This window comes from Kribbella sp. NPDC059898 (genome assembly GCF_042730855.1).
GTDB lineage: Bacteria > Actinomycetota > Actinomycetes > Propionibacteriales > Kribbellaceae > Kribbella.
Window position 1 is genome coordinate 258,685 of sequence record NZ_JBHWKR010000004.1, and the last position, 12,818, is coordinate 271,502.

Here is a 12,818-nt window from a genome sequence, read left to right on the forward strand (position 1 = left end):
TCTTGCGCGCTCCGGTTCCGCAGCACACCGGCCGTGCCGTCGTCCAATAGAACCAACAAACCTACTAATCGACGTAGATCTTGGTGTATTTGGTGGTTCTATTGGCTGATTTTGAAGGCCGTTCGCTACTGACTGCGTCCAGGCGAGTGCCGTGCGACTGCGCCTACTTCAGGCGTTTGGCGGCGGTGAGGAGGCCTTCGGAGGTCGGGAGGAGGGCGGAGACCAGGTTGTCGTCGTCGCGGACGGCGCGGATCAGGTCTCGGAGGGCCATCGTGTCGGGGTCGCGGTGGGCGGGGTCGGCGACCTTGCCGCCGGTGAGGATGCCGGCGAAGGCGACCGTGCCGCCGGGGCGGAGCAGGCGGAGGGCCTCGTGCAGGTACGCCGTGTTCTCGCGGCGGTCGGCGTCGCAGAAGACCAGGTCGTAGTGGCCGTCGGTGAGCCGGGTGACGACGTCCAGGCCGGCGCCCGCGATCAGCCGGAACCGGTTCGAGGCGACGCCGGCGTCCAGGAACGTCTTGCGGGCCAGCCGCTGGTTCTCGGCGTCGATGTCGACCGTGGTCAGGGTTCCGTCGCGGCGCATCCCGCGGAGCAGCGCGAGACCGGAGACGCCGGTACCGGTGCCGATCTCGACGACCGCCTTCGCGCCGGCGCCGGCGGCCAGCAGGCTGAGCGCGGCCGCCGTGCCGGGGCCGATCGGGGCGACACCGCTGTCCGCGGCGCTCGCCCGCGCGCCGGTGACGACCTCGTCCTCACCGGTGTAGTCCTCGGCGTACGCCCAGGACGTCGGGTCGATGCCGGTGGCGATGGCGTCCTCCCAGTGGTCGGCTGGCTGATGTGCGGCTGCGGTACCCATGCTGCACCGAAGCCTAGCGGTTGGCCGTGCGCTTTCCGTGCTGCACGCGCGGAGGTTGCGCACTCCTGCTCATAACAACCTTGCCCTGATCAGATATGATCGTCTTATCGAGACGTGGCTCACCTGGTGAGGGAGGTGTGTTGAGTTGGGATCAGGCCCGGATGACGTCGATGCCGGCTTCCTTGAAGACCGTCAGCTGGCTGTCGTCGGCCTGCGCGTCGGTGACCAGGGTGTCGATCTCGCTCAGCTCGCAGATCCGGGCGAAGGCGCGCTGCCCGAGCTTGGAGGAGTCGGCCACCACGACCACCTTCGCGGCGCGGCTGACGATCAGTTGGTTGATGTTCGCCTCGCCCTCGTGGTGCGCGGTGGCGCCGGTCTCGTCGATCCCGTCGACGCCGATGAACGCGATGTCCAGCGACAGGTCGGACAGGATCCGGTGCGACAGCGGCCCGATCATCTCGTAGGACTGCGGCCGCGCGACGCCGCCGGTCAGCACCATCTTCACGTGCGGCCGGACGATCAGCTCGTTGGCGATGTTCAGCGCGTTGGTCACCAGCGTGAACGCCGGCTCGCCGTGCTCCGCGGACAGCTCCGGCCGGGTCGCGAGCGTGCGCGCCACCTCGGAGATCGTGGTCCCGCCGTTCATCCCGATCACCATGCCGCGGCGCACCAGCGTGGCCGCCGCCTGCGCGATCCGCTGCTTCTCGGACGCGAAACGCGCAGTCTTGTAGCGCAGCGGCAGGTCGTACGACACCGCGTTGGCGACCGCGCCGCCGCGGGTCCGGGTGAGGAGCTGCTGCTTGCCGAGATGGTCCAGGTCACGCCTGATCGTGGCCGCGGACACGTGCAGCTGCTCGGCGAGCTCGTCGACGTCGATGGCGCCTTTCTCGGCGAGCGACTCGAGCAAGGTGTTGAGGCGTTCATAACGCTTCACCCGGGGCTCCTCCTTCACACAATCGGTCAGCCGGGTGGCGGCTGGTTGGCACCATTCGATCACGTTCGAGCAGTTTCGACCATGACAAGTGCGGAGACGACATGACCCAAGAGCCATTTGTGAGCACTGAGATCGCCACTCAGCCGGACCTTTGGCGACAGGTCTCGGAGGGTTTCGCGCAGTACGGCGGTTCACTTCCGACGGCCGGTCAGCGCGTCGCCGCGGTCGGCTGCGGTACGTCGTGGTTCATGGCGATGGCGTACGCCTCGCTGCGCGAGGACCTCGGCCAGGGCGAGACCGACGCGTTCGCGGGCTCGGAGTTCCCGGCGGACCGGACGTACGACGCGGTCGTGGTGATCAGCCGCTCCGGCACCACCACCGAGGTGCTGGACCTGATTCGCGACACCGAGCTGCCGACCGTCGCGATCACCGCAACCGCCGGGTCGCCGATCTTCGACCTGGCCGACCGGACGATCCTGCTCGACTTCGCCGACGAGCAGTCCGTCGTCCAGACCCGGTTCGCCACCACCACGCTGGCGCTGCTCCGCGCGTCGCTCGGCGAGGACCTGTCGAAGGCCGCCGCGGACGCTCAGACCGCGCTGACCCTCGACGTCGACGACCTCGCGAAGCTCGAGCAGGTCACGTACGTCGGCACCCGCTGGACCGTCGGGCTGGCCCACGAGGCCGCGCTGAAGCAGCGGGAGGCCGCGTCGGCGTGGACCGAGGCGTACCCGGCGATGGACTACCGGCACGGCCCGATCGCGATCGCGCAGCCGGGCCGCGGTGTCTGGATCTTCGGCGAGGCACCGGCCGGCCTGATCGACGACGTGAAGGCCACCGGCGCGACGGTCGTGCAGCACCCCGAGCTCGACCCGATGGCGTCCCTCGTCGTCGCCCAGCGGGTCGCCGTCGCCAAGTCGCTCGCCCTCGGCCTGAATCCGGACCAGCCGCGCAGCCTGACCCGCTCGGTCATCCTCGACGATCAGCAGTAGACCCGCCCGAACAAGGCGAAGAGGGTCGTCGCCGGATCGGTGTCCGAGCGGGTTGTACGACAGGTGGAGGCGCTGCAGCCCGAGGCCGTAGTCGATGAGCGGGGTTGCGGAAACGTAGCCCCGCAGCTCGCCGCGCCTCGCGGCGCTGAGCAGCGCCGCGAAGAACCTGTTCAGGTCGCCGGTGGTGGAGATCATCTCGCCCGCGGCGCCGTCGAGCGACGCGTTCATCAGCGTCCCGTCGACCAGCCGGCCGTCGACCTCGGCGTACCCGCGGGCGTGCGGGGCCGGCAGACCGGGACGATCGTCGTACTGAAGCTGACCGGCAGTCCGCGCTGTGCCACCCGTATGCGGGTCGCCGCGCACCGCGCCCGCCAGGGCTGAAGCCAAATCGTTGCGAAAGCAGTTTCGCTTGAGGTCTGGTATCTGCGAAAGCGCTTGCGCTACCGTGCGGAACGGGCGGCCGGTAGACCGATACCGCCGACCGACATCCCCGCAGAGGAGTTCCGATGAACAGGTTTGCAATCCGTTGTGCTGCAGGGCTTTCCGTGCCGTTCCTGCTCGTGGCCTGCTCGAGTGCGCCGTCCGCGGGCGGCGATTCCGGTACCGGATCAAGCCCAGGCGGGCAGGTCACGATCACGGTCGGTGACCGGCCGCCGAGTTCCGACCCGGAGAACCGCAAGCAGTTCGACGCGCGGGTGGCCAACTTCGAGAAGGCTAACCCCGACATCAAGCTGAAGCCGGTCGAGACGATCTGGGACCCGACCACGTTCCAGGCGCAGGCGGCCGGCGGGCAGCTCCCCGACGTACTGAACGTGCCGTTCACCGAGCCGCAGGGCATGATCGCCCGCAAGCAGGTCGCCGACCTGACCAAGGTGCTCAAGGACGACGGCCTGCTGGACCAGCTGAACCCGAACGTGCTGAAGATCGCCCAGGACCAGTCCGGCAACGTGTTCGCGGTCCCGACGGCCGCCTACTCGGTCGGCCTGGTCTACAACCGGGACCTGTTCACGAAGGCCGGGCTGGACCCGAACAAGCCGCCGGCCACCTGGGACGAGGTGCGCGCGGACGCCAAGCTGATCGCGCAGAAGACCGGCCAGGCCGGATACGCGCAAATGACCACGAAGAACACCGGCGGCTGGATGTTCACCACCCAGACGTATGCGTTCGGCGGGTCGATCGAGAACGCCGACGGCAGCAAGGCGACGTTCGACGACGCGCCGTCGAAGGCAGCGCTGCAGGCGTTGCACGAGATGAAGTGGGTCGACAAGTCGATGGGGCAGGCGGTGCTCTACGACGTCGACGGGATCTCCAAGGCGTTCGCGGCCGGCAAGATCGGGATGTACATGTCCGCGCCGGACGCGTACCACACGCTGGTCGACATCAACGGCCTGAAGGCGTCGTCGCTCGGTGTCGGCCCGATGCCGCAGCAGGACGGCGACCACGGCACCCTGTCCGGCGGCAGCGTGCAGATCGTCAGCCCGAGCGCGACCGACGCCGAGAAGGCGGCCGCGATCAAGTGGATCCGGTTCAACTACCTGAACAAGTACGTCGACGAGACCGCCGCGGTGACCAGCGCCAAGAACGGCGTGGCGGCCAAGCTCCCGGTCGGCGTACCGGGGCTGCCGGTGGTGGCGGCCGACCAGTACTCGAAGTACCAGTCCTGGATCAAGCCGTACGTCAACGTGCCGCTGGAGAACTTCGCGCCGTACACGAAGGTGGCGGCCGGCCAGAAGATCATCCCTGAGCCGCCGGTGAAGGCTCAGGAGGTGTACGCCGCGCTCGACCCGGTGGTGCAGACCGTGCTGGGCAACGAGAAGGCCGACATCCCCGGGCTGCTCAGCAAGGCCGCGGGCACCGTGGACGCGAAGCTCGGGCGCTGAGTTGCTCCGCCGTCTGCGCAACGGAGTACCGGCGGTGCTGTTCGCACTGCCGGTGCTCCTGGTCTTCGTGGTGTTCTCGTGGGGCCCGATCGTCAAGGGCCTCGTGATGAGCCTGCAGCAGACCAACCTGGTCGATCCGGTGAAGTGGGTCGGGCTGGACAACTTCAAGTACGTGCTGACCGACCCTGGTGTCGGTCAGGCGTCCTTGAACACGCTCTGGTTCACCTTGCTGGCCTTGCTGTTCGGCTTCCCGGTGCCGGTGCTGCTGGCGATGTTCCTGTCCGAGCTGCGTGGCAAGTCGTGGCTGTACACCACACTGGCGTATCTGCCGGTCATCACGCCGCCCGTGGTCGCCATCCTGCTCTGGCGGTTCTTCTACGACCCGTCGCCGACAGGAATGTTCAACAGCATCCTCGGCACCGTAGGACTCGGCCCGTACCCGTGGCTGGACAGTCCGTCGTCGGCGATGCCGTCGATCGTGCTGGAGGCCACCTGGGCCGGTGCCGGCAACGCAGTGATCATCTATCTGGCTGCCCTGACGTCCGTACGCGCTGATCTTTACGAGGCGGCCGAGCTGGACGGTGCAGGAGTCGTACGCCGGGTGTGGCACGTCATGCTGCCGCACCTGCGCGGCGTACTGCTGCTGATGCTTCTGCTGCAGGTGATCGGGACGATGCAGCTGTTCACTGAGCCACTGCTCTTCACCGGTGGCGGACCACAGGGGTCGACGATGACGATTCTGTTGCTCATCTACAACTACGCCTTCGTCAACGGGGACTACGGCGCGGCCACCGCGTTGAGCGTCCTCCTGGCACTGGCACTCGCCGTACTGTCGGCTGTGTTCCAGCTGGCGACACGTGGTTGGAGCACCGAGTGAGTGACGAGCGCGGTGCGCTGTCGGACGCGGACCGCAGGCTCTCACGAGTACGGGTGCCGTTCGTGATCGGACAGGTCGTCGTACTGATCGCGCTGGTCGTTGCCGGTCTCGGACCGATGCTGTGGTTGCTCAAGGCAGCTATCTCGCCGACACAGGACAGCATCCGCTCACCACTCGGCTGGTTCCCGTCCGGTCGCGTGGAGTGGCAGAACCTTGCTACCGCATGGCAGCAAGGCCACATCGGCTACTACCTCACCAACACCGCCTACATCGCAGCAGGTACGGCGGTTGTGTCGCTGATCGTCTGTACGACGGCCGGCTACGTGTTGAGCGTGCTACGACCGCGTTGGGGTGTGCTGTTGTCCGCGCTGATCCTGGCAACGCTGTTCGTACCGCACATCGTTTCGCTCGTCCCGCTGTACCTGACCGTGCTGAAGCTGCCTTTGGTGCACACCAACCTCACCAACACGTTCTGGGCGGTGTGGCTGCCACCAGCGGCCAGTGCGTTCAACGTGCTCGTCGTGAAGCGGTTCTTCGACAGCATTCCCCGTGAGTACTTCGAAGCGGCGCGCATCGACGGCGCCGGGTCGCTCCGGGTGTTCACGTCGATCGTGCTCCCGCTGTCGCGGCCGATCCTCGGCGTGGTCGTGCTGCTCAGCATCATCTCCTCGTGGAAGGACTACCTGTGGCCCCTGCTGGTGCTGACGAATCCGGATCTGCAGCCGGTCTCGGTGGCGTTGCCCAAGATCGCCAAGGTGACGGAGCTCAACATCCAGTTGGCGGGGCTGTTCCTGGCGCTGCTGATCCCGGTGCTGCTGTTCCTGGTCTTCCAGCGAGCATTTCTGCGTGGCGTGGGCCTGTCTGGGGGAATCAAGGCGTGAAACGCGTTCTGGTCACCGGTGCCGACGGCTCGATCGGCCGTGCCGCGGTCATCGGCCTGCAGCAGGCGGGGTACGACGTGACCGGCCTGTCGCTGCGCTACGACCACACCAGTACCGCGGACCGTCCACTGGTCGGCGACGCACGGTCGGCGACGGACGTGGCCGCCGCACTCGACGGTGTGGACGCAGTACTGCACCTGGCGGCCATTCCGCACCCCAGCCTCGGCACGCCGGAGGAGGTGTTCGAGAACAACGTTGCTGCGACGTTCAACGTGCTGGCACAGGCAGGACAGCAGCAGGTACGCCGGGCCGTGATCGCGAGCAGCATCAACGCTTTCGGCGTACCGATGAACGTGAACGACGTGGTGCCGGCGTACTACCCGCTGGACGAGGACGTGGAGGCTGACATCGCCGACGCGTACTCGTTGTCCAAGAGCGTCGACGAGCAGAGCGCACGGATGGCCTGGCGGCGCTGGGGTACCAACGTGATCGCCCTGCGGTTCCCACTGGTCAAGAACCGCGACGAGCTGCTCAAGTTCGCGGCCATGGCTGACCGGGACCCCTCCATCATGGCCCGGGAGGGCTGGGCGTACCTGGACCTGCGGGACGGCGTACGGGCGATCATCGCCGCGCTGGAGTCACCCGCGGCCGGAGCGCACGTCGTAGGCCTCGCGGCTGACGACATCCTCATCGACAGGCCTACCGAAGAGCTCCTGCGCGAGTACGCGCCGACCGTGCCGTTGCGGCGACCTGTCCAGGGACGTGACTCGCTCGTCGACACCAGCCGGGCGCGTGAGCTGCTGGGATTCACCCCGCGGCACTCGATCCACGATCAGACGGTGTCCGCCATCACCACATGAGGCTCGACGTACTCGACGCCGGGCTCGAGGTCGCCCTCGAGGAGGCGGTTCGCGACCCGGCGGCCGATCTCCTCGAGGCCGACGTCGATCGTGGTCAGGTGCCGGGTGCCGCGCTGGTCGTGCATCAGGCTCTCCCAGTTGTCGACGCCGATCAGCGCGACGTCGCCGGGCACCTGCCGGCCGCTGGCCGCGATGACCCGCTCGACACCGCGGCCGATCGCGTCGCTGCCGCAGAAGATCGCGTCGATGTCGGGGGCCTCGGCCAGCAGCTCGGCCGCGGCCTGCTCGCCCCACTCCTCGCGCCAGCGGCCGAAGCGCACCGGTGCCGCCCAGCGCAGCCCGGCGTCGGCGAGCAGTCGCTCCGCGCCCTCGGCCCGGCGCTGCGCGGCCATGTCGTACGGCTCCGCGGTCAGGTGCGCGATCCGGCGCCGCCCGCTGGTCAGCAGATGGCTGATCGCGAGCCGCCCGATCGCGTGGTCGTCGGCGGTGATCGTGGTGTCCCGCGGGTCGTCCGGGACCGTGAACGCGTTGATCACCGGGACGTCGAACCGGCTCGTGAACGACGGCGTGCGGAACGACGTGCTGGTGCCGATCACGATCACACCGTCGATCCGGCGGGCCCGGAGCTGCAGGATGCTCTCGTTGACGTCGTCCTGCTCCTCCATCCGGGCGTCGTACAGCAGGATGGCCTGTTCCTTCGCGCCCAGCTCGGTGGCGGCGGTGGCCAGCACCACGCGGGTGAACGGGTTCGACGCGCGGTGCGTGAGCACGCCGATGGTCTGGCTGCGGCCGCGGGCGAACGAGCGGGCCAGCGCGTTGTGCCGGAAACCGAGCCGGTCGGCGGTCACCCGTACGTGCTGGCGGGTGGCGTCGGAGATCCGGTCGGTGCCGTTCAGCGCCTTGGACGCCGTCGACAGCGAGACTCCGGCCGCGGCGGCCACATCGGACAGTGTGATCACCTGGTCGGCCATCTTCCCATCGTAGTCAGCAACGAGCCGTTGACACGGGGCGCGCCGGGTATCAGGGTGTGATCTGCGAAACCGCTTTCGCTCACCCCTGAGAGGAGCATTCGATGACCCGTCGCCGCACCGGCGCAGTCAGTCTGCTCACGGCCGGCCTGTTGCTGGCCGCCGTACTTCAGTCACCCGCCCGCGCGGCGACCACCGCCGCGCCCAGCCTCACCATCACGCCGACCACGGTCGGCAACACCTTCACCGTCGGCCAGCAGGTGAAGCTTGGCTTCAGCACCGACGCGGCCACCGTCACCTGGACCGTCCGGAACGCCGACGGCACCGAGGTCGCCAAGGGCTCCGCTGCCGCCTCAGCGCTGAACGGCCAGCTGCCCCTGTCGATCAGTACGCCCGGCTGGTACCAGACCGACCTGAGGGCGGTCGCCGCGGACGGTACGACGACCCTCGGCGGCACGGACTTCGCCGTACTGACGCCGCACGACTTCTCCACGTCGACGGACACCCGGATCGGTACGGCGACAGCGTTGGGGTTCGGGGGAGCCGCCAACCCCGGGCTGGACGCCGTACCGCTGCTGGCCAACGGTGGAATCTCCACCGCGCGTGACGAGGCGTTCTGGGCGGCCGCGGAGACCACCAAGGGCGTCATCCAGTTCCCGCAGAACGTCAAGAACTACAAGGCCGCGCTGGACGCGAACCACGTCGACTTCCTGAACATCCTCGACTACGGCAACCCGCTGTACTACCCGGACGAGGCACCGTCGACGGACGAGCAGCGGGCCGCGTTCGCGCGGTACGCCGTCGCCGCGGTGGACGAGTTCGGGACCGAGCACACGACGTACGAGCTGTGGAACGAGTGGAACCTGCGAGACCCCAACGGTGCCGCCAAGGCCAGCCCGGAGAACTACGTCGCACTGCTGAAGACCGTGAGTGCCGCCGTACGGGCGAAGCACCCGGACGTGAAGCTGACGGGGCCGTCGCTGGCGGTCATCAACGACTGGCAGGGCTGGTTCACCAAGTTCGCCGACCTCGGTGGGCTGGACTACGTGGACGCGGTCACCATCCACCCGTACGTGCAGCCGCTGGACCCTGAGGCCTCGGTGGCGTACGTGAACACCATCCGCAGCATCATGGCGGCGCATGGCTCCACCAAGCCGATCTACATCACCGAACAGGGCTGGGCGACCGGTACGAACCCCAGCGCGGTGTCGGAGCCGGCTCAGGCGCGTGACCTGATCCGTGGGCAGCTGCTGTCGTACGGCAACGGTGTGGCCCGCTACAGCTCCTACAACTTCATGGACTCCGGCAACGACCCGTCGAACGTGGAGCACCGGTTCGGCATGGTGCGCAACCGGCTCGACGCCCGTGGTGCGCTGGTACCCAAGCCGTCGTACGTCGCCACGGCCGTCCTGGCCCGGCAGATCGATGAGTTGCCGCTGACCGGGCAGACCCGCTTCGGCACCAACGGGTACGACGTGGCGTTCAACGCCGGTGGTGGACAGAGCGTGCACGCGGTGTGGTCGACGACGCCGGGCCTGGTGAACCTGGCGGCGCCTGCCGGCTCACAGGTCCAGATCACCAGCCTGTACGGCGAGACGTCCACGCTGACGGCTGACGCCGGTGGCCACGTATGGGTGAGTGCTGGGCCGGACCCGTTCTACGCGAAAGGTGCGATTACCGGTGTCGCGCCGTCCAACCGGTTCGCGCTGTCGGTGGGGCCGGAGATCGCTGGTGACGCGGCTACGGGCACGCTGACGTTCAGCAACCCGGACGCTGTCGCGCACCCGTTCACTGTTGCCGCAGGTGGCGCTGAGACGAGCGGGTCGGCTGCTGCTGGCGGTACTGCGACCGCTGCGGTCACCTACCCGGCGCAGGACTCGACCGGGGCGCGCACTTACCGCGCAACTGTCAGCGTTGACGGACAGGCTGTCGGCCTGGTGTCGGCCAGCGGGTCTGCGACGCCGCCGCTCTCGGTGACTGCTTCTCACGTGCTCAACGGGAGTGGGAAGGACCTGCTGCGGTTCCGGGTCACCAACGCTTCCTCACATGCGATTCCGGTCGCGGGGCTGGACTGGCAGTCCGGTACGGCGTCCGGGACGTTGCTGGCTGGTTGCACGATCGCTCCGAATGCCACGCAGGAGGTTGACGTTCCGATTGCCCTGACAGGTGCTTCCAGTTGGTCCGCGAGCTTGCGGCGGGTGGGGGAGACGGCGATTGGCGCGTCGGGCACGTTGGCGCTCGCGAGTCCGTTGACTGTCGCCAATCGGTACAGCGTGAAGCTGGACGGAGTGATCGACCCGGCAGTGGCTGCGCAGCCGGCTATCGCGCTCGAAGGGACCGGTACGCCGCCGGTTACCGGCTGGGGTGGGCCTAGCGACCTGTCCGGGAAGCTATGGCTCACGCACGACGACCAGAACCTGTACTTGTCGGCCCAGGTCACCGACGACGTGTTCTCGCAGCCCAACCGCGGCGGGAACATCTGGGGCGGCGACGGGATCCAGCTCGGCATGACCGCCGGTGCGCCGGGTGAAGCCACGGCGGCGCAGGAGATCGGTGTCGCGTTGACGGACGCCGGCCCGGTGGACACCTGGCGCTGGACACCGACCAGCCAGACCGGTGTGCCGCCGGGCGTCGACGCCAAGGTCGTACGGGACGAGGCCGCGCACACCACGACGTACGAGATCGCGGTGCCGTGGAGCACGCTCGGGTTCGCGGCCAAGGACCGGCTGCTGTCGGCCACCGTCGTCGTCAACGAGAACGACGGCACCGGCCGCCGCGGCTGGCTGAGCTGGGGCAAGGGGGTCGCCGAGACCAAGAACCCGGCCCTGTTCAACGCGATCCGCCTCGACCCGGCCGCCCTTCGGTAGCCGACCCGAAACTCGGCGTAGGTGCCCTGGAACGCTGCCCGAGGGGCACCTACGCCGAACCTCCGGCGCCCGCCTAGGATCGGTTCATGAGTCACACCGTGCTGGCCGAGCTGGTCGCCAACGTGCTGAAGGTCACAGCCAAGGCCGGGGATACGGTGGGTCCGGATGACACGCTGGTCATCCTGGAGTCGATGAAGATGGAGATCCCGGTGCTGGCCGAGGTGGCCGGCACCATCGCCGAGCTGAAGGTCGTCGAGGGCGAAGTGGTCCGCGACGGGGATCCGATCGCCGTGATCGAGGAGACCTGATTCAACCGAAATGCCCGTCAACGCGTCTTTACCGGTGAAGGCACCGGCCGGGAACTTCCGGTCGCGGCGCCGCGTTGAGCCGTCGTACGAACAAACCAGGGTCCGACCCGGGTTTTCCCGACGTGCGCAGAGGACGGTGACCGCGGCACCATGGCCTTCACGCTCATTGCCGAGAGGACCCAGGGAGGCGTCGCGGTGAAGCCGTCGACGGTGCAGGTGGCGCCGGAGGTGCTGCCGTCGTGGGACGAGATCGTCCGGACCCACTCGGCCCGGGTCTACCGGCTGGCCTACCGCCTGACCGGTAACAAGCACGACGCCGAGGACCTCACCCAGGAAGTGTTCGTCCGGGTCTTCCGTTCGCTGTCGTCGTACACGCCGGGCACCTTCGAGGGCTGGCTGTACCGGATCACCACGAACCTGTTCCTGGACGGCGCCCGCCGCAAGCAGCGGATCCGCTTCGACGGTCTCCCCGAGGACGCCCACGACCGGCTGCCGGCCAAGGGCGAGGGGCCGGCCGAGAAGCTGGACTCCGACCTGTTCGACCACGACGTACAGGACGCGCTCGACGCGCTGCCCGAGGACTTCCGCGCCGCCGTGGTGCTGTGCGACATCGAGGGCATGACGTACGACGAGATCGCGGACGTGCTGGACGTGAAGCTCGGCACCGTCCGGAGCCGGATCCACCGCGGCCGGTCGATGCTGCGCAAGCACCTGGAGCACCGGGCCCCGGGGCCCGGGCAGACCCGGGTCGGCGGCCCGCCCACCGACGGGCTGTTCGACGGGGGTGACCTCGGATGACGCACCCGCTGGACAAGCTGAGCGCCGTCGTCGACGGTGAGCTCGACCACGACTCCCGGGACAAGGTCCTCAGCCACCTGGTCAGCTGTGACAGCTGCCGCACCGAGGTGGACGCGCAGCGCCGGCTGAAGGCGCGGATGGCCGCGCTGGACACCCCGGACGCACCGACCGACCTGATGCAGCGCCTGATGGGCGTCTCGTCGTTCTCGACCGAGCCGCGCGAGGAGGTCCGCCCGGTGCTCACGCCGGCGGTCAGCCTGTTCCCGCAGCGGTCCGCGTTCCCGGCCGGGCGGTCGGGTGGCACCCGGCCGGGAACCACCCGCACGCGCTCCCGCCGCCGCGCCGGCGTGCTCGGGGCAGCCGGCTCGGCCGCGGCCGTGGCCTCCCTGCTCGGTACGGCGTTCGTCGTCGGCGACCCGTCCCGCTCGGAGCAGCCGCCGGCCCTGCAGCCGCCGGTGGCGAGCTTCTCCTCCGACCACGCGACCACGTCCGGCGGAGCGCCGTTCGCGGACCCGGTCGCGCTGATGAGCACGTACAGCCCGACGGGGTATGCCGGGCTGGGCTCCACGCTGCGGCCGGTGGCCCTCGCAGGGCGCTGAC

General features: G+C 68.7%; 13 protein-coding genes. 10 read left to right on the forward strand and 3 right to left on the reverse strand.

All coding sequences use genetic code 11. From position 1 onward, the window contains the following. Positions 1-163: 163 nt before the first annotated feature. Positions 164-853, reverse strand: a complete 690-nt coding sequence (locus tag ACFV9C_RS15270) for an O-methyltransferase (protein ID WP_380193985.1) — start codon at positions 851-853, stop codon at positions 164-166. 151 nt (positions 854-1,004) lie between these two features. Next, positions 1,005-1,787, reverse strand: a complete 783-nt coding sequence (locus ACFV9C_RS15275) for a DeoR/GlpR family DNA-binding transcription regulator (protein WP_380193987.1) — start codon at positions 1,785-1,787, stop codon at positions 1,005-1,007. Between the two features lie 119 nt (positions 1,788-1,906). Here ACFV9C_RS15275 and ACFV9C_RS15280 point away from each other — a divergent pair, with 119 nt between their 5' ends. From ACFV9C_RS15280 to ACFV9C_RS15305, 6 genes are all read left to right on the forward strand, one after another. Then, complete coding sequence (locus ACFV9C_RS15280) at positions 1,907-2,779, forward strand: SIS domain-containing protein (protein ID WP_380193988.1); 873 nt, start codon at positions 1,907-1,909, stop codon at positions 2,777-2,779. A 39-nt stretch (positions 2,780-2,818) separates the two neighbouring features. Continuing rightward, positions 2,819-3,160, forward strand: a complete 342-nt coding sequence (locus ACFV9C_RS15285; protein ID WP_380193990.1) for a hypothetical protein — start codon at positions 2,819-2,821, stop codon at positions 3,158-3,160. Positions 3,161-3,285: 125 nt separating this feature from the next. Next, a complete protein-coding gene (locus tag ACFV9C_RS15290) occupies positions 3,286-4,659 on the forward strand; it encodes an extracellular solute-binding protein (RefSeq protein ID WP_380193992.1) in 1,374 nt (457 codons plus the stop codon). Positions 4,660-4,693: 34 nt separating this feature from the next. Continuing rightward, complete coding sequence (locus ACFV9C_RS15295; protein ID WP_380193994.1) at positions 4,694-5,536, forward strand: carbohydrate ABC transporter permease; 843 nt, start codon at positions 4,694-4,696, stop codon at positions 5,534-5,536. Continuing rightward, the gene (locus ACFV9C_RS15300) at positions 5,533-6,417 is read left to right on the forward strand and encodes a carbohydrate ABC transporter permease (protein WP_380193996.1); all 885 of its coding nucleotides are present in this window, start codon (positions 5,533-5,535) and stop codon (positions 6,415-6,417) included. Before ACFV9C_RS15295 ends, ACFV9C_RS15300 begins: the two co-directional genes overlap by 4 nt. Next, positions 6,414-7,277: an NAD-dependent epimerase/dehydratase family protein gene (locus ACFV9C_RS15305; RefSeq protein WP_380193998.1), complete on the forward strand. Its 864-nt coding sequence runs from the start codon at positions 6,414-6,416 to the stop codon at positions 7,275-7,277. Before ACFV9C_RS15300 ends, ACFV9C_RS15305 begins: the two co-directional genes overlap by 4 nt. Here ACFV9C_RS15305 and ACFV9C_RS15310 read toward each other — a convergent pair. Further along, positions 7,250-8,248: a LacI family DNA-binding transcriptional regulator gene (locus ACFV9C_RS15310; RefSeq protein ID WP_380194000.1), complete on the reverse strand. Its 999-nt coding sequence runs from the start codon at positions 8,246-8,248 to the stop codon at positions 7,250-7,252. The genes ACFV9C_RS15305 and ACFV9C_RS15310 overlap by 28 nt on opposite strands. 101 nt (positions 8,249-8,349) lie before the next feature. Between ACFV9C_RS15310 and ACFV9C_RS15315 the strand changes: the two genes are divergently transcribed. The 4 genes from ACFV9C_RS15315 to ACFV9C_RS15330 all read left to right on the forward strand — a co-directional run bounded on the left by ACFV9C_RS15315 (position 8,350) and on the right by ACFV9C_RS15330 (position 12,817). Then, the gene (locus ACFV9C_RS15315) at positions 8,350-11,112 is read left to right on the forward strand and encodes a sugar-binding protein (RefSeq protein WP_380194002.1); all 2,763 of its coding nucleotides are present in this window, start codon (positions 8,350-8,352) and stop codon (positions 11,110-11,112) included. An 86-nt stretch (positions 11,113-11,198) separates the two neighbouring features. Beyond that, a complete protein-coding gene (locus ACFV9C_RS15320) occupies positions 11,199-11,420 on the forward strand; it encodes a biotin/lipoyl-binding carrier protein (RefSeq protein WP_380194004.1) in 222 nt (73 codons plus the stop codon). Positions 11,421-11,570: 150 nt separating this feature from the next. Then, positions 11,571-12,218, forward strand: coding sequence for an RNA polymerase sigma factor SigE (gene sigE / locus ACFV9C_RS15325; RefSeq protein ID WP_380194006.1), 648 nt, complete (start codon positions 11,571-11,573; stop codon positions 12,216-12,218). Next, positions 12,215-12,817: an anti-sigma factor family protein gene (locus ACFV9C_RS15330; RefSeq protein ID WP_380194008.1), complete on the forward strand. Its 603-nt coding sequence runs from the start codon at positions 12,215-12,217 to the stop codon at positions 12,815-12,817. The genes sigE and ACFV9C_RS15330 overlap by 4 nt, the downstream gene beginning before the upstream one ends. Position 12,818 lies beyond the last annotated feature (1 nt).

Bases quoted from the DNA above. Each gene is read 5' to 3' on its own strand.
- sigE (WP_380194006.1), top strand. From the start codon at position 11,571: ATGGCCTTCACGCTCATTGCCGAGAGGACCCAGGGAGGCGTCGCGGTG.
- ACFV9C_RS15270 (WP_380193985.1), bottom strand. From the start codon at position 853: ATGGGTACCGCAGCCGCACATCAGCCAGCCGACCACTGGGAGGACGCC.
- ACFV9C_RS15330 (WP_380194008.1), top strand. From the start codon at position 12,215: ATGACGCACCCGCTGGACAAGCTGAGCGCCGTCGTCGACGGTGAGCTC.
- ACFV9C_RS15310 (WP_380194000.1), bottom strand. From the start codon at position 8,248: ATGGCCGACCAGGTGATCACACTGTCCGATGTGGCCGCCGCGGCCGGA.
- ACFV9C_RS15315 (WP_380194002.1), top strand. From the start codon at position 8,350: ATGACCCGTCGCCGCACCGGCGCAGTCAGTCTGCTCACGGCCGGCCTG.
- ACFV9C_RS15290 (WP_380193992.1), top strand. From the start codon at position 3,286: ATGAACAGGTTTGCAATCCGTTGTGCTGCAGGGCTTTCCGTGCCGTTC.
- ACFV9C_RS15320 (WP_380194004.1), top strand. From the start codon at position 11,199: ATGAGTCACACCGTGCTGGCCGAGCTGGTCGCCAACGTGCTGAAGGTC.